The following is a 19187-nucleotide window of genomic DNA, read 5'->3' on the forward strand; positions in this document are numbered from 1 at the left end:
ATGTTTTTGTTTTAATGGTAATGAGGTTTCATGATTCATCCTTTTTTGGATCTAAAAATCATGATGGTTTCATGTATTGTGTTTGGTTGTTTACAATACCCAAAGTTAACAATATTTGGTTCTGAAAAGCCCCTAACTAAACTAGCCGTTTAGTTTTAACTAATTTTAACATTTGATGCCAGTTTCTTCCATAAAATATACGGGATAAACATAATTACCAGTGCAACCAGTGGCGGAATTAAAAGCGACACACCATCGCCAACAAATGCCCTAGAGGCAAAGGCGCCAATAAAATTAATGGCAAAACCTGCATAGGCCCACTCTTTAATGGTTGTAAATTTATTTTGCAAGATGGATGCTGCCCCAAGCAGTTTAGCAATGCCAACGATAATGAGCAGGTACATCGGATAACCAAGGTGCTTAAGTACTTCTTTGCCTGCTTCCTGCTGAGTAATTCCTCCAACGCCATCCATAACCATCATTAATGCAAAAATAATAGTGGCAATCCAATACCATGTTTTTAACTTCTTCATATTGATCTGTTTTTATCGTAATTAATTAACCAGTTATTTCCAAAGCGATCTGTTAAATCTCCGAAAAGTGCTCCCCAAAATGTTTCCTGTAACGGATGTGACGCTTTCCCTCCTGCTGAAAGTTTATGGTAAAAAGACTGAGCCTCTTCTTCCGAATTACAGTTCAGCATCATGGAAATCGAATTTCCCTTAATTAATCCGCGTTCTTCTACCATATCTGTTGCCATAATCACCAAATCATCTTTAGCCAAAACAGCATGCATAATACTCCGCTTCATAATATTGGGCATTTTATCAACAATAACCGATTCTCCAATGGTTTCGAGGGTCAGTTCTCCTCCCAAACAATCCTGATAAAAAGTCATTGCTTCACGGCAGTTGCCGTTAAAAGTGAGATATGAATTTATACTAGCCAATTGATTTTATTTTTCGATGCCTACCATTAAGCGCACATCTGTTTCGTTAATATACATTTCAAGGCAATAGCCGTTTGGATCGATGTTGGGTTGATTGAGCAGTTTTTCGAAAGTTTTTCCTATTTGGCTAACATCCTTCATAAAATCTGTGATCAACTCACTGATAAATGTTCCTTTTCTTATGGTAAAGGTTTCAATACCAAATTTCTCAGCTTCGCCATCTGTTATTTCTTCAACGGCAGCCTTATAAATAATCTCACGCTTTTCGTTGGGTCTGCTTATTCCAAAATACCTGCGTTGCTTATCAAGGGGAAACAGGGCATGAAGTTTTTGGTGCGCCGCTAAAACTCCGCTTGGGAAAGATTCGGCAGTAATGCACATTACTTTAATATCCTCATTTAAAATATACGCTTCCATTGTCATTATCGGCATTACTGCTTTAAAGATTTAAAGTAAACGATTAACAACACAAACATACGGGCAGAAATCAACAAGCTAAATATGTAGAAACGACAATTGCGGGGGTTGTTTCCGACAAATAGCCTCGTTATATTTGAATGATGAAACATGTATCTATCTTAATTCCAGAGACTGCCGTGATTGAAGCCATTGCAGATCCCCGCTATCTATTTACCGCTGTTAACGAATTTTTACAGGCATCGGGCAAACCCCCGCTTTTTAAAGTTGAGCTTGTAGGGATGACGAAAGAGGTGAGATTGAACAACAGCCTTTTTTCTGTGCACGTTGATAAACTGCTGCATGAGGTTGAGCATACCGATCTTATATTTGTACCAGCCATTAGCGGCAATATAGGGTATGCGATGGAAGCTAACCAGGATCTACTCCCGTGGATTATAAAACAACACGCTAAAGGTGCAGAAGTAGCTTCGCTCTGTATGGGTGCTTTTTTACTGGCGGCAACCGGTTTGTTAGATGGGCGGAAATGTTCTACGCATTGGCTGTTTGCCAACCAATTTAGAGAAATGTTCCCTGAAGTAGAGTTGGTAGATGGTAGTATTATTACCGATGCGCAGGGTTTATACTCTAGCGGTGGTGCAAACTCTTACTGGAACTTACTTTTATACCTGGTTGAAAAATATACGGATAGAGATACCGCCATTTTAGCGGCAAAATATTTTGCTATTGATATCGATCGCGAGAGTCAGCTGGCTTTTATGATGTTTCAAGGGCAGAAAGGGCATGAAGATGCAAAAATTAAAAAGGCACAGGAATTTATTGATGGCAATTACCAGGAACGGATTACTGTAGATCAACTGGCCGATATGCTGGCATTAGGTAGAAGAAGTTTTGAGCGGAGATTTAAAAGTGCAACCAAAAATACAGTAATTGAGTACATTCAAAGGGTTAAAATTGAGGCGGCCAAGCGGAGTTTCGAATCGAGCAGAAAAAATATAACTGAAGTAATGTTCGATGTAGGTTATACAGACACAAAATCGTTTAGGGATGTTTTCAAAAAAATTACGGGTTTAACACCAATTGAGTACCGGAACAAATACCATAAAGCCGTACCTGTTTTGCAGGTATAAATAGATTTGCGGAAAAAAATAAAAAAAAATTAAGCTGTACACAATATATTCTATTTACAGCGTTTATGTATGTGAGAGCGTTAATTTAGATGACGGGGATACTGCCTAAGGGTGGAATCCCCGTTTCTTTTTTGTTCGTTATCCTGAGGGATAATTTATTTTATAAAAATCAGTACGAATGGCAGGAGATTCTTTTTCCGGTAATAAGGTGCGAGGAATCCTCATTGCGTGAAGGCTTTTTCAGCCGACGAAGCAATCTTACAACGCTCGCTATTAGCCTGCGCTTTAATATTCCCGCCTACGCGGGAATGACGACCATTCTATTGGGGTCCGTCAATGGTAACGTAGTCGAAGGATCTTTTGAACAGATTTCCCCGTTCCGCTTCACTTCATCCGATAGCTATCGGATCGAAATGACGATTAAGTAGCTAAATAATCTATCATGCATTTTTAGGCACATTTGTTTCAAATAAAAAAGGGGCATTGTTAAAAAATGTCCCTTTTTAAAATATATGATAGAGTTAAGAATTTTAGCTTTCTTTATCAGTAAAATCAACTGGTTTCTTTTCAAAATACCGATCGAAGTTTTGCACTTTTTTAGGTTTTAGAATTACATAAAGTCCTAACCCGATTAATATTAAAGCTGTACTGATTCTTGACAGGTCGAAATCAAAAATGGTTATCGCTTTAAGGGTAAATAAACCACCTATTATTGTTAAGGCTAACCAGCTACTGCCCTGGAAGTTTTTACGGTAACCCATCCACAAACCAATACCTAACATAATGGTGTGCCATTTCAATATCCAGTGTGGAACATCTATACCTGAGTTTCTTAACAAGAACACCGAACCGATTGCTATGATTAAAACACCTAAACCAAATTGTTTATCGGCGTGATTTTTTTTAATTAAATTTTCCATGACTGTTTGTTTTTATGATTCAAATGTATCATGAATACCAATGCTGGAGAATGACTTTTCCCTTAGCTGTGATTTTTTATCGGTGAGTGAAATAAAACTGTCGGTGAAAAAATTATGAGAATTTAAGGAAGGGATAATTTATCGGTGAAAATGTCAGTTTTGCCACGGTAACACAAATAACACGGAATTGAACTTAATTCCCTTAGGTTAATATTGCTCACCATTAAGAGATTAAGGCCATTAAGAGAAATAACCTCAATTATTAGGATGCATCGTCATTCCCCAAGCAATGACAAAATGAGGGATACAAATGAAACCATGGCTAATGAACCATTAAAAGATTGCTCCTCACCGCCCATCCAACCAAGCTCTTCAGTTTGAAATGAGGTATTGGGATATGAACTAATGGCAAATAAACCAATGGCTAATGAACCAGTGAACCAACTATTATTCGAAAATGATAATATCTGTCCCTTCGCTCATAATTACTTTTGAAGTGATGTTAATGAATAAGCCATGGGCTAATAATCCGTTAATCTGATTGAGATCAGAAGATAGTTTTTCAGGATCATCAATAAGACCGAAATCGGCATCAATAATCAGGTTACCATTGTCGGTAATAAATGTTTTGTTATCTACAGACCTCAATACACCCTTTCCACCGAGTTCATTAATCTGATCGAATACATATTGATAGGCCAATGGTATTACTTCAACAGGGACAGTAAAAGCACCCAGCTTTTTAACTTTTTTAGAAGCATCGGTAATGATGATGGCATTTTTACTAAGTGAGGCAATTATCTTCTCTCTAAACAGTGCCCCGCCACCACCTTTAATCAGATCGAGCGATTCTGTAAATTCGTCGGCCCCATCGATACTGATATCAATTTTGCTCAAACGCCCGAGATCAAGAATTTCGATGCCCAGAGATTTTGCGAGTTCTTCTGTTCGGATGGAACTTGCAGCAGCTTTTATCTTAAGCCCTTCTTTTACACGTTTACCTAATTCTTTAATGGCAAAGGTTGTGGTAGATCCAGTACCCAGGCCTACTACATCACCATCTTTAACAAATTTTACTGCAGCCAGGGCTGCCGCTAGTTTTTCTGCATCTTGTTGCGTTTTATCCATAATAGCCATAAAGTAAAAATAGGTTTAAATGATAAACATCGCAAAAACGAAAAAAAATTACTGCTGATGCAATAAATCGTTTTTATAGCGTTTATGTATATGAGAGCGTTAATTTAGATGATGGGGATTCTGCAATAGTGGAATCCCCATTTCTTTTTTAGTTTTTCAATTCTGATCAATATAGTCCTCGTTTGTAACGAGGATTAACGAAAATCACATTTATAATGTGGGAAACAATGACCAAAACCTATTTTATGGCGATAAAATCGCCACTCTCCTACATCCTCGTTTCAAACGAGGACGATGAAAGAGTAGAATCCGAAATGATGAGCCAACGAACAGATTGCTCCATTTCGCTACGCTTCATCCGATAGCTATCGGATCGAAATGACGACGACCCGCAACAACGTAACTACCCTATACAAATCAAAGCGAAAAAATTTCATTCACAATACAATAAATCTTATTTACAGCGTTTATGTATATGAGAGCGTTAATTTAGATGATGGGGATTCTGCAATAGTGGAATCCCCATTTCTTTTACAACAAAAAAACGGCTGATATTTCTACCAGCCGTTTCCTAACATTTAAACTCACTTATTTATTTAAAGAATTTATCCATCCTGCAATTTTTAAAGCTTCTGCTTTGGTTACTTGCGGCATTGGAGGCATTTCAGTTGAATAACCCGGCCAGTTTTGTGGTTGTGGGTTGTGGATCAACTGAAATATTTTCTCTGCTGAATACTTACGTTTTGCAATTTCTACGAATGGCGGGCCAATTTGTCTTTTGGTTTGATTGTGACAGGCCAGGCAAGTATTTTTAGTTAATAAACCTTCAACTTCTTTAAAGGTAGGTGCTTTAGCCGTAGTTGTAGGCTTAGCCGGAGTGGACGCTCCTTTTGCTTCAGGTGCTTTTCCTGTGGTGCCTTTTGGCATTGCCGTTTTCTTAGCAGGAACATTAACCGGTGCCGCTGAGTTTTTGGTACTTACTTCACTGGTAGAAAGTTTATTTCCATCAGGAATCTGGTTCAAGGTGTAATAAGCTACCGGATGAACCAAAGAATAAAAACCATCTTGCGATCTTAAACCATCTAATGTTAAGGTATGGATATAATATTGACGAAGGTTTTGTACAATAATCCTGGCTTTTAATCCATCTGCCGAAACTTTAACCCCAGAGATTTTTAATTTCTCGGTGTTTACGGGAGGTGAACCATATACAGGGTGATATTTGTAAATAAAGCTCTCTGCATCATATGAAGCTAAATCTTCAGCCGATTTACGATCAACAGGCATGGTAAATTCAACTTCAAAACCATCAGGCATTGCCCTAACGGCTTTCATTTCAAATGGGGTTTTATTGTTGTACACCAATCTTTCTAAACCTTCGTTGGCATCACCTGCCGATCCCCAACCACGGTTGGTTTCTCCAACAAACAATGACCCATCAGTTCCCCATTCTAACCTTAATACTCCTGAACGGAAACCTTTACGGAAAAGGAAAGCAGCACCTTGTTCCTCACCTTTCACCGTCTCCATAAAAATCCTCGAAATAATACTCATTCCCTGATCGCCAACTAAAATCTGACCAGCGAACGGGCCAAACGTGTTTGCAGGAACTTTAACAGGTTCTGCAGAAGAGATCCCCAAAATACCATAAGGCAGCCAAACTGATGGCAAACGTAATTCAGGGAATACTTTCTTCATTTCGAATAAGGTTTTGAATGTTTCGTTTACCCTATTCTCTGGTTTAATGTATCTTCCTTGTTCGTTTTTGGTTCTGCGTTCGTCTATTTGCGAGTAAAAGAAATCAGACTGCAGTTTAACCGGAGAGTTAGGTAGGTTGGTCCACCTTAAACTGGCCGGATGCCCCATAAAATCGCCTTTATTTACTTTCCATAAACCACCTGAACCTACCCAGTCGCCCTGATTTTCGGTATAATAAAACTGTCCATCAATACTACCAATACCTGCTGGCGAACGGAAACCCGCAGCATAAGGACTCATTTTACCATCTTCGGTAATGTTCATGGCCCAACCACGCATCGGCACACGGCTTTCTGCTCTCCACCATTCTTCATCGCCAAAGGCCACGTTTCCGGTAACCATAAAAGTACCATCGGGCATTAACTTCGGTCCAAAACTATATTCGTGGTAATGACCGCTTAAAGGCCATGCATAAATGGTTTCGTATACATCGGCTTTGCCATCCTGGTCTTTATCAACCAATTTGGTCAACTCGCCGCGCTGTGCCACATATAATGCACCATTTTTATAGGCAATGCCCAAAATTTCGTGCAAACCATAAGCAAATCTGCGCCAGTAAGGCTTGGCACTTGTAGGGTTTTCAACAATGTACACTTCTCCCCTACGGGTAGAAATGCCCAAATCACCATTTGGCAAAGTAATCAGACCACCAACTTCTAAAATAGGTCCTTCGGGTACGCGTACTTTATTTATCCTGAAAAAATCTTCTTCTTTCGGTGTTTCCTGTGCAAAAACTGTAGTTAAGCTAAAACTTAATGCCAGTATTGCTAATTTTTTAAATGTATTTCTCATTGTTATTCCAATTAAAACAAAATGGTATAATTTAACTTAGTTCCAATAGCTACGATAACTTCTTTCCTGCCATCCACTTCCCTGATTACTGGTTTAGCAGCTCCTTCAGCAAGTTGGATATAGTAAGATTTATCATCAATCAGGTATAAACCTTTGGCTACTTCTTCGATATTAGAAGCGGTTGCCAATAGGAAATATAGATCTTTTGATGGTTTATCAACAGCAATCTCTCTCGTTAAACCTTGTCCATTTTCCATCACCTTAACAGCATCGGTAACATTTGTTCCATTAATGATGTACTTAAACTCCGGACGGTCTTGTTTATCCATTACATAACCTTTAGTTCTAAAACCAGTACCAGCAGTATCAGCAATCCATTTAGCTTGATCGTTCGCTAATTTTGCAATGGCCAAAATTGGCATTTTAGTGAAACGCGTAACACTGCCCAAAGCACGCGAGGTACCGTTTCCACGGCCATCCCACATTGGTGTAGCGTCGATAAAATCGCCATGCCATCCCTGTAATAATGTACCATTATCTAAGTCGTAGCTATAAGCAACTTTTTCGGGTCCGCCTACCGAAATAGCATGTACCGAACGTACTCTTGGTGCAACATCAACAAAACTTCTGATCATGTTGTTGCTTGCGGCTTCAATGTAAATTGGATCTGCCCCACCGTTTTGGCTGGGTTTTGGAATTTCTGATAGTTCGTTAATCTGGATATTTCTGAACGCTACTGAACCGTGATCGCCCTGCAAGCGTAAAGGTCCTTTTGCTTTCTCAGGTCCTGCAGCTCCTCTAGTTGCTCCAAATAACTCAACATTTTCGTGAATCAGTACACCATTTAGTTCTACACTGATGATTTTAGCATTTTGCGTTTTCTTTCCTGATGCATCAAATTTTGGTGCCTGGAAGATAATTTTAATATGCTGCCATAAACCTGGTGCTTTACTTGCATTTTGACGGGGAGCAACACCTCCAAACCCTTTTTCAGCTTCGGGTTTACTATCGTCCCAACGTTGGTAAATACCACCATTATTTGATGAACTTGGGTTTTTAAGGCCCCATGCATCGTCTATCTGGATTTCGTAATTACCTTGAAGATAAATACCAGAATTTGTTCCTTTTGCAGTTAAATAATCTAATTCTACAGCTACGTCGCCATATTCGTTTACGGTATATAAATCAGAACCTGCTTTTTTTGCTGTAGATTGATTAATCAATATCCCATCACCTTTGGTTGTTTTTAAAACATTTTCGGCGTTTAGGTCGGCCACCACATTTTGGGCGAGTGACCATGAATTTGAAGGGTTTTTAAAGGCTGAAAGATCTTTGAGATCAATACGCTGGCCAAATGCCAACAGGGTTCCGCAAAGCCAGAAAATGGCTGTAAAACCCGTCTTTGAAATGTTCATATACTTGGTTTGTTAGTTTTAGCTTAATTTAGGACTAAAGATTTTCCTAAAAAATGAGGCTGTATCATAATTGTAAACTTAATCCGTCCTTCTACAGGCTCTCCGTAGGAGTCCTTTGGACAAGATGACAAATCTATATTTATGATACAGTCTCTATTGTTTTTCTATTTTTCTGTTGATAATGAATAAGGGAAATCAGCTGGATTTGAACCTCTGGTCTTATTCGGCATTGCTGTCATATTGAAATTTAACACCGCACCTTTTTGCAAACCACTGTGGCTGATCCAGTTTTTAGAATATGGTTTACCGTTCATTTGTAACGACTGAACATAACGGTTGTTATCGCTATTGGCTGCCGCATTAATCACCACAGTTTTACCACTTTCTAAAGTAATGGTTACCTTTTTAAACAAAGGAGCACCTAAAACATACTGATCAACCGCTGGTGTTACCGGATAGAAGCCCATTGCAGAGAAAACATACCAGGCAGAAGTTTGTCCGTTATCTTCGTCACCACAATATCCATCGGGAGTGGCTTTATACATTCTGTTCATGGTTTCTCTTACCCAGTATTGTGTTTTATAAGGCGCACCACCGTAGTTATAGAGGTAAATCATGTGCTGGATCGGTTGGTTACCATGTGCGTATTGGCCCATGTTTGCAATCTGCATTTCGCGAATTTCATGAATTACACCGCCGTAAGCACTTTCATCGAATACCGGAGGCATCGAGAAAACTGAATCGAGTTTGGTTACAAATTTACTATGACCGCCCATTAGTTTGGCTAAACCGTCAACATCCTGGAAAACCGACCAGGTATAATGCCAGCTGTTGCCTTCGGTAAATGCACCGCCCCATTTAAATGGACTGAATGGGCTTTGGAAAGTTCCATCCTGATTTTTACCACGCATTAAACCAGAAGCAGGATCGAAAAGATTCTTATAGTTCATGGCTCTTTTCTTATAAATATCGATCTCAGATGCTGGTTTACCCAAAGCTCTTCCCAATTGATAAATGGTAAAGTCATCGTAAGAATACTCTAATGTTTTAGCGGCATTTTCATTCTTTTTCACATCGAAAGGTACATAGCCCAATTCGTTGTAATATTTAACACCATCGCGGCCAACAGCTTCCATAGGGCCTTCATTGTTTGCGCCATGTTTTAAAGCCTGCCATAACGTTTCTATGTCGTAACCACGCATGCCTTTAATATAAGCATCTGAAACTACCGAAGCAGAGTTGTTACCCACCATAATATTTGCATAACCCGGACTGCTCCACTCTGGCAACCAGCCCCCTTCTTTGTAATCGTTGATTAGGCCTTGCTGCATTTCCTTGTTGATTGAAGGATAAACGAGGTTTAAGAAAGGATATAATGCCCTAAAAGTATCCCAGAAACCCGTTCCAGCGAACATGTATCCTGGTAAAACCTGTCCGTTGTAAGGACTCCAGTGTACAATCTGGTTTTGTGCATCAATTTCGTATAATTTATTGGGGAAGAACAAGGTACGGTACATTGCCGAATAGAAAGTACGCGTTTGATCTATAGTACCGCCTTCAACTGCAATTTTACTTAAGGTTTTGTTCCAGGTTGCTCTACCTTTCGCTTTCGTGGCATCGAAACCATCGTTAGCCAATTCTCTTTTTAGGTTTAAATCGGCCTGCTCAAAACTGATAAATGAAGAAGCCACCTTTGCAATTACCTGCTCGCCTTTTTGTGTTGCGAAACCAATAACGGCCCCGGCATGATCTACAGTTAATTCTAAATCTTTATCGTTAAGTTTTTTATCATCCCAGGTTTTAGCCAATTTGAAATCTTTGTTGAAATAGATTACAAAGTAATTTTTGAAATTTTTAGGCAGTGGCCCACGGGCATATTTAGCGGTATAACCAATAATTTTTCTTTCTGCCGGTATAATTTTAATATAAGAACCTTTATTCTGTGCATCTACTACCACATAAGCACTATCCGTTTTAGGAAAGGTAAACCTGAACTGGGCAGCACGTTCTGTTGGGGTAATTTCGGTGGTTACATCAGCATCTGCTAAATAAACACTGTAATAATATGGTTTAGAAACCTCTGCTTTATGGCTGAACCAGCTTGCGCGGTCATCATCTGTGAATCTTAATTTGCCAGTAACGGGCATAATTGAAAAAGCGCCGTAATCGTTCATCCAGGGTGAAGGCTGATGCGTTTGTTTAAAGCCACGGATTTTGTCGGCATCGTAAACATAAGCCCATCCATCGCCATTTTTACCGGTTTGTGGCGACCACATATTCATTCCCCATGGCAAACCAATTGCAGGGTAGGTATTTCCGTTAGATAGTGATGGTTTGGATGCCGTTCCCATTAAAGGGTTTATCCAATCTACCGGATCTGTAATTTTGCCTATTGTTTGTGCGAAGCTGGTTGATGCCGCAACACTCAGTAAGGCGATAAATAATTTTTTCATTTGTTGTGTTTGTGTTTTTATATGCTTGTATTTATTTTAAACTTCCGAATTTTTAACATAATCTGCCCAAAGCGCATCTAAATCTTTACCCGTTAATTTTGTCCAGATATCTTTGGTATAAGTGTGGTCTCTTAAAGCTGCATCAACGGTTTTAATAATACCCGGCTTTACATTTTTCTCCATCCAGGCAAAAAAACCTGCAGTAATGCGGTAGCTGTTTTTATAACTATGTTCTGGTTTTAAAGCTGGTAATGACCATTTAGCACCGGCATTATCTACGCCAAATTTATAGCGTGCATAATCGGCAATACCTTCAGTTAACCAGCCAGGGCCAACGCTTCGGCCATAATCTTGTACAATGTGCATTACTTCGTGGGTTACTACATCAATATCTTCCGGGTGTTTCACCATCCAGATCGAGCTAAAGGTAACTTTACCATCAGCAGTTGCAGCCACACCTTTATAAGCCGTATCTACAAAAAATTTCACTTCTTTTATGGTCGACGGATTATACTCTTTGGCCAGTTTTGGGTAAACTTCGAAAAAAGTTTTGATTAACCGTTTCTTCAATTGAGGGTCTAATTCCTTAAAATTGCTCTCGAACGATAAGGTATAACTACTTTTTTTTGTGATTTCCTGTGCTTTTAAATGGGCTGAAAAGGCCGAAACAAACATTAGGAAGATCGAAAAAGTAAATATTTTTTTCATCTGATTATATTTTTATTGTGATGGATTTTTACTTTGGTTAGCTGTTTAGTTCTGCAAAATAAATATAATATGTAAAACGATTTAGTAAATGATCAAAAATTTTACTTTAGTGATGATTATTTTTACAAAACAGCGTGTCGTTATTTCGAGCGAAGTGCACCGGGGCCGAAAAATCTTTCTGGATGGATCTCTCCATTTCACTTCGTTTCAGTCGAGATGACGACCGCTCTATGCAGATAAATTTTTTATTTTTTACTGCTATAAGTAAGGCTTACTTTTTGAGGCGCTTTACTGTAATCTTCCCAAAGCTGGTCGACAGTTTTTCCAGTTAGGGCTGCCCAAGACTGTTCGTTGTATTGATGTGCCCTTAACTCTTGATCTATAGTAGCAATTAAGCCAGGTTTAACATTTTGCTCTAACCAAGCAAAAAACCTAGCGGTAATGCGATAACTATTTTTATAGCTCTGTTTTGCATTATACTCAGGCAAACTCCATTTCGAACCCACATTATCAACACCATACTTATAGCGCACATAATCGGCAATGCCTTCGGTTAGCCAAACCGGGCCAGCACTATAACCGTAGCCCTGCACAATATGCATGGTTTCGTGTGTTACCACATCAATATCGGTTGGATGAGCTTTCATGTAACCAGCGCTAAATAAAATTCTGTTTCCGCTTGCTTCTGCAACCGCTTTGTATGCTGTATCTACCACAAAAAGTACATCGTGTGTAGATTTATCATTAAATGTTTTAACTAAGGTTGGATAGATTTCGAAATAAGTAGCAATTAACTTTTTTCTTACCGTTGGATCTAAATTTGGATCTTTGCTGATAAATGTTAATTCGTAGCCCTTGTGTTTTTCTTTGCTATAAGAAACCCAGTTTTTTGAAAGTGCATTAAACAGTTCTTTTTCAATTTTAGATTGTGATTTACCTTTTACCCAATCGCTGTTAACCTTAATTTCTCCCGCTTTAGCTTGTATTGTTGGTGTTTCTTCCGTTACAAAATCTAACACTACATTTCTTTTGGTACGATATCCATCAGCCTGAGCAAATTTTGGGTAAACCTGAAAAAAAGCAGCCTTTAGTTTGGCATCTACCATAGCATTGGTTGCACTATCTTTATCATTGATGGTAATTTTGTATTCTCTTTCTCTATTTTGCGCAAAGGCATTAGCACTTATAAAAGACATAAACGCGAATATTAATAACTTCTTAATCATGATCGTTTGTGTGAGTTTTGAGGTAGCAATGATTTTGCTAACCGCAGAATCATTGCTATTGGTTTATTGTATTGTAATTTAATAAGTGATGGCTGGAAAGTCTGTTTTGGCCTTGACCAGCATTGGTGCCCAGTCTGCTCCTTTTTCGTCCTTTGGCCCAAAAGCCGTTAATGCAAGTGGTGCCAAATCTGCTTTCGCTGCGCCACTCCAAAAGTGGATAAATTCGCCAAAATTCATCTTTCTGGTATATTGTTGATAGCTTTTACCTTGTACAATGAGTTGTTGCTTAGGAAATTGTTGAGACAGTAAGGTAAAGAAACCATTTAAAACCTTTGCCTTACCATAGTTATCATAAATTGGAAGAAACCAATTTTTGAACCATTGTGTTCCTGCCTTAGGATAACTGTCTGTAACAGTCATCATTTTATTATACCAACGTTGTGCATCGTTGGTTCTATTTAAGCCTAAATACACATCGTATTGATAAATCTCCATCCACTTACTATCATGCCAGATATCGAAAGCCGGCGATTCTTTTACACCTTTTGATGCACCTTCTACAATGTGGCCGATTTCGTGGGTAGACAAATCTATATCATTATCAATGCCGGTAGTCCAGGCATCGAGACTGCCGGCACCACAATCGGTTACATTTCTATAATCATGTCCTGCATCCAGGTAAGTACCCGGATGACCTCCACTATATTTACCTGCATGATAAATTACAAATAAGCGGCTATCATCTCCGAATTTTCCATAAGCTTTTTTGGTATAGTTCCAGGCTTCGGCCATGTATGTTTTTGGCCAGGCGATAGTTGGTTTAACATCGCCATCGTAATAAACCACTACACTGGTATCATAATAAACCCGGTTAAGCAATTGAACATGCTCAAACCAATGCTCCTTCCATGTTTTTGGTGGTGCATCAGGCGGATCTACACTTTCTACCAAGGGCGGCGCTGGCTTTACGGTTTCTACTGGTGCTTTTTTACTGTTGCAAGCTAACACAGCAAATAGTACAATTGCCGATAACGGTAAAATATTTTTCATAGCCCTAGTATTAATTGTTTAAAAAAAGCACCGAGTGAAACACCCGGTGCTATGCATTTTACCAGCCTGTATTTTGTACAATTACAGGAACTTTTTGAATTTCGCCATTTGGTATCGGCCACAAATAGTGTTTCTTTTGGAAAACCCTGTTTTCTACAACCACAGGCGTAAAAAATGCCGGTGCGTTTTGAGCGATATTTAAACCTCTGATTTGCGTATCAGTTGTTTCGGCAATTTTCCACTCTCTGGTGTAAAAATAACGGTCTAACTCGAAAGCAAGTTCAACGCGTCTTTCTCTGCGGATGGCTTCTCTCATGTTTGCAGGAACGGCAATTGCACCAGCACCACTGCCATAAGGGGCAATACCAGCTCTGGTACGAATTCTATTCAGGTAAATCAAAATATCAGGATCTGATGGATTTGTTTCCTGTAAAGCTTCGATATAATCCAGATAGATTTCGGCTAACCTGATTACAGTAAAAATTGGTCTTCCTGTTGTCCAACCTGCAACGGTTAAGTGTTTTCTTGAAGTATAACCCGTTTTGGTATAATCGTTATTCGCAATTGCGCCTTTACCTGCATTACCACTATTGGTGAAATCGGTAATGATATTTGATTGCGGATTAATCCATTTACGACCGCTGTAAGTAATGCTCGAGTAAAAACGAGGCTCACGGTTTACAAACATATTGCTTATCGTTCTTGGTGTATTTTGATCATTAGGATCTGGTGCTTGATAACTAGAGGTTCCATTGGCAGTGTAAGTTGGGTCACTTTCTATAGGTAGGCCATTCGCGGTAAAAAATGCATCAACCAACTGTTGAGATGGTGATAAAAAAGAACCGCCTTTATCTCCTCCGGAAGCACCATTGTGATTGGGTGCCAAAGAATATTGATAAAATGTTACGTCGCCACCTCTACCGAAGATGATTTCAGAATTCCAACCGTTTAAAAACACATCTCTTGTAGCGATAAAAGCCCTGTTGAATGCCGTGTTTGGTAAGCCAGATGGCGTTGCTGAAACGTTATAAAGCGCATAGCTAGAATAATTTGGGTTATCTAAAAATGCTTTTGCAGCAGTGGCTAATCTAGTCCATTTTGCAGCGCTGTATGTTTGGTTAATTAATTGTTTTCCATCTGCATTTCTCAAACCAGCGTAATCAGCATTCCCATTAAATAATGGGCGGGCAGCAGTTAACAATGTTTTAATTTTGTATGCATCTGCAACTGATGCCGTGATGTGACCAAAATCTTCGTTTGCCTGTGGCGTAGCTGGAAGACCAGCCGCCGCAGCCGTAAGCTCACTTACTACATAATCAACACATTCATCCATCGAGTTACGTGGTTTACTGATTGCCTCAAGCGGTGCATCAGACTGAATTGGATCATTACCCAATAAAACTACCGGACCATATTGTCTGATTAAATGATAGTAATAAATTGCTCTTAAAGCTCTTGCTTCGTTAAAGTAACGGTTAACAATATCTATACCGCCAATATTACAATCTGTACATCTGGTAACGTTTGCCATAAAAGTACTGGCTGCCTGAATACCGCGGTAATAGTTTTGCCAGTGATAATTTACCTGTCCGCTGGTTGCATCCCAGGCACCTGTGTTTACATTTTCGGTAAAGTTTGGCAACGTGTAATCTGCCTCATCAGAAGCGGCAGTCCATGGACCAATATTACCTGCTGCACTTGCCGAACGATCTTGATTTTGTTCTGGCAAAGTAGAATAAACATTGGCTAAAGCCTGATCTACAGTGTTCTTCCTTTGGTATAGTTGCTCAAAGGTTAACCTATCGTCAGGTACTTGATTCAAAAATTTCTTACAGCCATAATTGCCTGCTAGCAGCAATGCACCAACTGTATATATAAGTGTTTTTTTCATTCTTTTAATTTTAGAAATTAGCTGTTAGACCTAAAGAATAGTTAGAGGTTAAAGGGTAACGGGTACCATTATTTGTGTTAAGCTCAGGATCCCAAAGTTTAAATTTGCTAATGGTAAATACGTTGTAACCCATTCCATAAATTCTGAGACGTTTGATACCTAATTTTTTGATACCCTCTTTTAAAGTATATCCAAAATCAGCATTTTTCAGTCTTAAGAAACTAATGTCGCGAAGCCACCAGGTACTTGCCTGATAGTTGTTATTGTTTGTTCCACCATAAGATAAACGCGGATAAACTGCATCCTGACGTGGGTTGGTTGGTGTCCAACGGTCTGCAGCAACGGCTAACATGTTACCCAAACCGCCAGAGTTTGCGAATGATGGAATACCTAAAATGATATCTGCATTATCCTGCCCCTGGAAGAATAATCCAAAATCGAAATTTTTATAGGTTAATGAGAAGCCGAAACCATAAGTTGTGCTAGGAAGATCTCCCCTACCAATGATTGTTCTATCGAAAGAGTCAATTTTTCCGTCACCATTTAAATCCTTGTATTTGATGTCACCTGGCATTAAAGTACCAAATTGAGTTGCACTTGCATTAATCTCTGCCTGGCTATCAAATAATTTTTCAGCAATATAACCTACACGAGTGGAAGCCAAAACGTTAAATCCACGCTGTTCCATCCAAGGGTAAGCCTGTGGAGCCTGATCGTTTTCGATTACTTTATCTTTGTTGAAAGTAACGTTCGCTCTCAAATTAAGCGACCAATCTTTACCCAATTGAGCATCATATTGAATGGTTCCATCGATACCTTTATTTTCTACGATACCCAAGTTACCAATTGGCGTGTTAGCCAAGCCAATATAATTTGGCACTGTTCCTCTGGAAATGAACTGATTTTTTCTACGTTCCTGAAAGAAATCGACGATTAATGATAAGTTATTGTTGAATGTTTTCAGCTCGAAACCTAAATCTTGTTTACGTGTTTCTGCCCAGGTTACATCTACACCATAAGCAGTTACACCTAAACCACCTGGAGAAATGTTTCCATTTTGACCGAAAGTGTAACCACTTGCACTACCTACTTTGGTCAAATAATAGAACCGCTCACTTTCGTTCTGTACGTAGTTCCCGCCACTACCACCACTACCTACAATACCATCAGAATAGCGGAATTTAACCATTTGAATAGCATTTTTTAATGGCTCAAAGAATTTTTCGTTTGACAATAGCCACCCCACACCAAATGCCGGGAAAAACCCGTAACGTTTATCTGGTGCAAAGTTTTCAGAACCATTATAACCTACGTTTGCCTCGAAGAAATACTTATCATCATAGGCGTAAGTTGCACGACTGGCAATACCTTGTAAACGATAAGGTAGAGAAAGCGTTAAGTTACCAGCGAATGGCGTAGTATTATCGTTTTGATTATACAACAATAAACCCGTTACGGCATGTTTACCAAAGGTACGGTTGTAATTAATAGCAGCTTCTAAGTATATTTTTTTATCACCACCATTACTAATACCATAGTTTAAGAATTCCTGACCTTGAAGGATTAACCCGTATTTGTAACCCGAAGCTGGGTTTCCAGGTACGATATATGGATCGCTTGGGTTAATTCTATACAAACTTTCTCTTCTTGTTCTGTTCACCGAACTATTGGTGTTCACATCAAAAGAGAACATGGTTGTGGCTGATAAGCCCGGCGTAATTTCTTTCAAATCCTGGGTTAAACGAATGTTAGAATAAAGCTGGGTGCTGTATCCTACTCTGTATCCATTTCTGGTTACATCACCATAAGGGTTACGTTGATCGGCCTGCGGGCTGATACCTGGCAAACTTCCGTTCGGATATAAAACCGGGAAAGAAGTTGGGTTGATTAAAAAAGCCTGGTTAAAAATATCTTGAGCCAATAAGTTACTTGGATAACTGGTTTGCGCTAAAATACCCTTAATACCTAAATCCAACTTGGTGGTCCCGGTAATATCCCAGTTTAAATTGGCACTTACATTATAGCGTTCAAAATTCTGTTTAGCGGCATCATTTACAGCTTCATCTGTTTTGAATAAACCATTTTCGCCATAATAACCTAGTGAAACATAGTATTTTGCATTACTTACACCACCCGATAAATTGGCGGTAACGGATCTGTTTCTACCAAAATCCCTATAAATAGCACCAAACCAATCTACATTTGGATAAAGGATTGGATCTGTACCCGCTTGTGTTTTTTGAATGGCATCGATAGAATAAGCTGGTGTAAAAGCTCCTGCAGCACCACCTCTTAAATAATCAGAATATTTAGCTTCGTTGGCTAAGTTCATATAATCTACCCCATCAATTAAATCAGGCTTTTTAGTGAAGCGGCTAATACCTTCATAATATTCAACATTGATACGAGGGGCGCCGATTTTACCTTGTTTGGTATTGATTAAGATTACGCCGTTTGCACCACGAATACCGTATACAGCGGTTGCAGCAGCATCTTTTAAAACGGTGAAGTTTTCTACATCGTAAACACTGATATCGTTCAGGTTACGGTTTGGAACACCATCAATAATTACCAACGGACCTCTATCATTCGCAGTTAACGATGATACCCCACGAATAAAAATATCAGATCCAGTAGCACCTGGCTCACCATTTCTCGATACGTTTACCACACCTGGTATACGACCAGCCAATAACTGACTCATACTAGATACTGGTTGTCTTAACTCTGAAGCTTTGACTGAAGATTGCGCACCAACCAAACTTTCTTTTTTCTGCGTACCGAAACCCACAATTGCCACCTCTTGCAAATTAGCACCTGTGGTTTCTTTTAAACGAATATCGAGTACCGTTTGGGTACCTACTGTAATTTCCTGGGTATCGTAACCCACGTAAGTAATAATAAGGACGGTATTTTGATCAGGAACCGTAATGGTAAAAGCTCCATTTACATCAGCAGCTGCACTGATAGAGCTGCCTTTCACTTTAACACCTGCCCCTGGCAACGGTGCACCTGTTTCATCTTTAATGATACCGCGTATCACAATATCGGCTTTAGCTTGATTAACTGAAACCGAACTGCTTATATTAATCGCTGAAGCATTAGCTGTTGCATAAAAACTGCTGCTTAAAGCTAAAGTAAAAGCGATAGCCTTAAAAGCACAATCTTTAAGCCTGAGCCTGCTCCCAGTTAAATTTGTATTTTTTTTCATCATAAAATTAGTTTGTTGTTAACAGAAATACTGTTTGGTCTATTGATCAGTTGAAATAAATTTTATTGCCTACCGATTAATCCGGCAGAATAAATCTTAGTATGCTTATTTACAGCACAGTTTAACTGCA

Annotated in this window: 14 protein-coding genes; 1 reads left to right on the forward strand and 13 read right to left on the reverse strand. The window is 39.1% G+C overall.

The genetic code is table 11. The features are described 5' to 3' along the window. Positions 1-155: 155 nt before the first annotated feature. Genes ACN9MR_RS18400 through ACN9MR_RS18410 form a run of 3 tightly spaced genes read right to left on the reverse strand, consistent with a single transcriptional unit; the run spans position 156 to position 1366 of the window. Positions 156-533 carry a DoxX family protein gene (locus tag ACN9MR_RS18400; RefSeq protein WP_426325847.1) on the reverse strand — a complete coding sequence of 126 codons (378 nt, stop codon included), beginning with the start codon at positions 531-533 and terminating at the stop codon, positions 156-158. Next, the gene (locus ACN9MR_RS18405) at positions 530-949 is read right to left on the reverse strand and encodes a VOC family protein (RefSeq protein WP_057932054.1); all 420 of its coding nucleotides are present in this window, start codon (positions 947-949) and stop codon (positions 530-532) included. The genes ACN9MR_RS18400 and ACN9MR_RS18405 overlap by 4 nt, the downstream gene beginning before the upstream one ends. A 6-nt stretch (positions 950-955) precedes the next feature. After that, positions 956-1366 carry a transcriptional regulator gene (locus ACN9MR_RS18410; protein WP_426325850.1) on the reverse strand — a complete coding sequence of 137 codons (411 nt, stop codon included), beginning with the start codon at positions 1364-1366 and terminating at the stop codon, positions 956-958. A gap of 143 nt (positions 1367-1509) precedes the next feature. Between ACN9MR_RS18410 and ACN9MR_RS18415 the strand changes: the two genes are divergently transcribed. Beyond that, the gene (locus ACN9MR_RS18415) at positions 1510-2496 is read left to right on the forward strand and encodes a GlxA family transcriptional regulator (protein ID WP_426330234.1); all 987 of its coding nucleotides are present in this window, start codon (positions 1510-1512) and stop codon (positions 2494-2496) included. A gap of 530 nt (positions 2497-3026) precedes the next feature. Here the strand turns inward: ACN9MR_RS18415 and ACN9MR_RS18420 are convergent. The 10 genes from ACN9MR_RS18420 to ACN9MR_RS18465 form a co-directional block, all read right to left on the reverse strand. After that, positions 3027-3416 carry a LiaF transmembrane domain-containing protein gene (locus tag ACN9MR_RS18420; protein WP_426325852.1) on the reverse strand — a complete coding sequence of 130 codons (390 nt, stop codon included), beginning with the start codon at positions 3414-3416 and terminating at the stop codon, positions 3027-3029. A 447-nt stretch (positions 3417-3863) separates the two neighbouring features. Then, on the reverse strand, positions 3864-4544 hold the full coding sequence (gene rpiA, locus ACN9MR_RS18425; protein ID WP_426325854.1) for a ribose-5-phosphate isomerase RpiA: 681 nt from the start codon (positions 4542-4544) through the stop codon (positions 3864-3866). Between the two features lie 597 nt (positions 4545-5141). Next, positions 5142-7103: a hypothetical protein gene (locus ACN9MR_RS18430; RefSeq protein ID WP_426325856.1), complete on the reverse strand. Its 1962-nt coding sequence runs from the start codon at positions 7101-7103 to the stop codon at positions 5142-5144. An 11-nt stretch (positions 7104-7114) separates the two neighbouring features. Beyond that, positions 7115-8518 (reverse strand): 3-keto-disaccharide hydrolase, encoded by a 1404-nt coding sequence (locus tag ACN9MR_RS18435; RefSeq protein WP_426325858.1) that lies wholly within the window; start codon positions 8516-8518, stop codon positions 7115-7117. Between the two features lie 164 nt (positions 8519-8682). Next, positions 8683-10971, reverse strand: coding sequence for a GH92 family glycosyl hydrolase (locus tag ACN9MR_RS18440; protein ID WP_426325859.1), 2289 nt, complete (start codon positions 10969-10971; stop codon positions 8683-8685). 36 nt (positions 10972-11007) lie between these two features. Next, entirely contained in the window at positions 11008-11679 is a 672-nt protein-coding gene (locus ACN9MR_RS18445) for a basic secretory protein-like protein (protein WP_426325860.1), read from the reverse strand. Between the two features lie 245 nt (positions 11680-11924). Further along, complete coding sequence (locus tag ACN9MR_RS18450) at positions 11925-12875, reverse strand: basic secretory protein-like protein (protein WP_426325861.1); 951 nt, start codon at positions 12873-12875, stop codon at positions 11925-11927. A gap of 108 nt (positions 12876-12983) precedes the next feature. Continuing rightward, on the reverse strand, positions 12984-13955 hold the full coding sequence (locus ACN9MR_RS18455) for a hypothetical protein (RefSeq protein ID WP_426325862.1): 972 nt from the start codon (positions 13953-13955) through the stop codon (positions 12984-12986). A gap of 58 nt (positions 13956-14013) precedes the next feature. Next, the gene (locus ACN9MR_RS18460; protein ID WP_426325863.1) at positions 14014-15846 is read right to left on the reverse strand and encodes a RagB/SusD family nutrient uptake outer membrane protein; all 1833 of its coding nucleotides are present in this window, start codon (positions 15844-15846) and stop codon (positions 14014-14016) included. 10 nt (positions 15847-15856) lie between these two features. After that, a complete protein-coding gene (locus tag ACN9MR_RS18465) occupies positions 15857-19060 on the reverse strand; it encodes a SusC/RagA family TonB-linked outer membrane protein (protein ID WP_426325865.1) in 3204 nt (1067 codons plus the stop codon). Between the last annotated feature and the right edge of the window lie 127 nt (positions 19061-19187).

It is taken from the genome of Pedobacter sp. R-06 (assembly GCF_049913135.1).
Classification (GTDB): Bacteria; Bacteroidota; Bacteroidia; order Sphingobacteriales; family Sphingobacteriaceae; genus Pedobacter.

What these genes read in the sequence shown, in the direction of transcription:
- ACN9MR_RS18410 (WP_426325850.1), bottom strand. Translation starts at nt 1,366, where the DNA reads ATGGAAGCGTATATTTTAAATGAGGATATTAAAGTAATGTGCATTACT.
- ACN9MR_RS18465 (WP_426325865.1), bottom strand. Translation starts at nt 19,060, where the DNA reads ATGATGAAAAAAAATACAAATTTAACTGGGAGCAGGCTCAGGCTTAAA.
- ACN9MR_RS18450 (WP_426325861.1), bottom strand. Translation starts at nt 12,875, where the DNA reads ATGTCTTTTATAAGTGCTAATGCCTTTGCGCAAAATAGAGAAAGAGAA.
- ACN9MR_RS18420 (WP_426325852.1), bottom strand. Translation starts at nt 3,416, where the DNA reads ATGGAAAATTTAATTAAAAAAAATCACGCCGATAAACAATTTGGTTTA.
- ACN9MR_RS18415 (WP_426330234.1), top strand. Translation starts at nt 1,510, where the DNA reads ATGAAACATGTATCTATCTTAATTCCAGAGACTGCCGTGATTGAAGCC.
- ACN9MR_RS18455 (WP_426325862.1), bottom strand. Translation starts at nt 13,955, where the DNA reads ATGAAAAATATTTTACCGTTATCGGCAATTGTACTATTTGCTGTGTTA.
- rpiA (WP_426325854.1), bottom strand. Translation starts at nt 4,544, where the DNA reads ATGGATAAAACGCAACAAGATGCAGAAAAACTAGCGGCAGCCCTGGCT.
- ACN9MR_RS18430 (WP_426325856.1), bottom strand. Translation starts at nt 7,103, where the DNA reads ATGAGAAATACATTTAAAAAATTAGCAATACTGGCATTAAGTTTTAGC.
- ACN9MR_RS18435 (WP_426325858.1), bottom strand. Translation starts at nt 8,518, where the DNA reads ATGAACATTTCAAAGACGGGTTTTACAGCCATTTTCTGGCTTTGCGGA.
- ACN9MR_RS18440 (WP_426325859.1), bottom strand. Translation starts at nt 10,971, where the DNA reads ATGAAAAAATTATTTATCGCCTTACTGAGTGTTGCGGCATCAACCAGC.
- ACN9MR_RS18400 (WP_426325847.1), bottom strand. Translation starts at nt 533, where the DNA reads ATGAAGAAGTTAAAAACATGGTATTGGATTGCCACTATTATTTTTGCA.
- ACN9MR_RS18445 (WP_426325860.1), bottom strand. Translation starts at nt 11,679, where the DNA reads ATGAAAAAAATATTTACTTTTTCGATCTTCCTAATGTTTGTTTCGGCC.
- ACN9MR_RS18460 (WP_426325863.1), bottom strand. Translation starts at nt 15,846, where the DNA reads ATGAAAAAAACACTTATATATACAGTTGGTGCATTGCTGCTAGCAGGC.